Genomic DNA, 1,375 nt, shown 5'->3' on the forward strand with positions numbered 1-1,375 from the left:
CTTTCACTAGTAGGTTTTTGAGAAAGGGAGAAGTGTAGCCCAAAAAGAGAGAACCGGTGAAGAGACTGATTTTTGCTGCTAAGATAGGAAAAAACACTGTAGCTATCAGAGCAGGAGAAAAATCATGTCTCACCCAGAACCATTATCGCAATGGATCGAAATCGTGTCAACGATGTTGCCGAAATTGAGTCGACCGCAGGCCAGGGTGCTGGCCTATTGGAGCTATGGGATGGTGCTGGCCAAATCGTGTGGCATCACGCTGGTGTGTGCGGCCTTGGCGCTGCAAATTGGAAGGACGGAGCAGAGCTTGTTGCAACGCTTGCGCGAATGGTGCTATGGGGCCAAGGACAAAAAAGGGGAGAAGCGTCGTGAACTGGACGTGAGCACCTGTTTTGGCCCGTTGCTCCAGTGGATTCTGGCCTGGTGGCCCGCTGATCAGCCGCGGCTGGCTTTGGCCTTGGATGCAACGACGCTGAAGAAACGCTTTACGGTGCTGTGCATCAGCGTGGTGTATCGGGGCTGTGCGATTCCGGTGGCCTGGAAAGTGGTGGGCGCTCTCGAAAAGGGAGCCTGGGAACCACACTGGCTCACGCTGCTCGAGAAATTGGCGGGCAGTGTACCAGCACACTGGACGGTGATTGTGATGAGCGATCGCGGCTTGTACGCTCCCTGGCTCTACCGCAAGATCGTGGCGTTGGGCTGGCACCCATTCATGCGCATCAACAAACAAGGCAATTTCCGTCCAAAAGGAGAAGGCAAGTTTCGCAGTCTGAGCACAGCAGCACCACAGGTGGGCAGTGCGTGGTGTGGTCAGGTCGACTGTTTTTCAGGGGAGGTGAGTCGCTTGCAGTGCACGTTACTCGCGCGCTGGGATGAGGGCTATGAGGAAGTGTGGTTGATCGTCACCGATCTGGCACCTGCACAGGCGACGGCGGTCTGGTATGGCATGCGCAGTTGGATCGAGGGTGGCTTTAAAGATACCAAGCGCGGAGGTTGGGGTTGGCATCAGACCAAGATGGTCGATCCTGAGCGGGCGGAGCGCTTGTGGTTAGCCATTGCGGTGGCCACGTTGTGGGCGGTGAGCGTGGGCGGCGAGGTCGATGCGAGCCTGCCGGTGAGCAGTTTGGAGGCCTTGCCCCAAACCCATGTGGCCCGGCGCAAAGCCACGAAACGTTCGCGCCCACGCATGCTCAGTTGCTTTGCGCGTGGCATTCTCACCATTGTCGGCTTGTTGATCCGCGGTGATGGGCTCGTGGTGGGCCGCTTTGTGCCGGAACCCTGGCCAACCAAGCCCTCGGTTCCCAAAAAGAAGAACACGAAGGCCAAGGCTCATGTCGCTCAGGAGGCCGCTTGATGAAAAACCTACTAGTGAAAG

At 57.2% G+C, this 1,375-nt stretch carries 1 pseudogene; it reads left to right on the forward strand.

Going from position 1 to position 1,375, the window contains the following annotated elements:
- Positions 1–124: 124 nt before the first annotated feature.
- Positions 125–1,276, forward strand: a pseudogene (locus IVW53_16025) (transposase).
- The last annotated feature ends 99 nt before the right edge of the window (positions 1,277–1,375 follow it).

The organism is Chloroflexota bacterium, assembly GCA_015478725.1.
Classification (GTDB): Bacteria; Chloroflexota; Limnocylindria; order Limnocylindrales; family CSP1-4; genus C-114.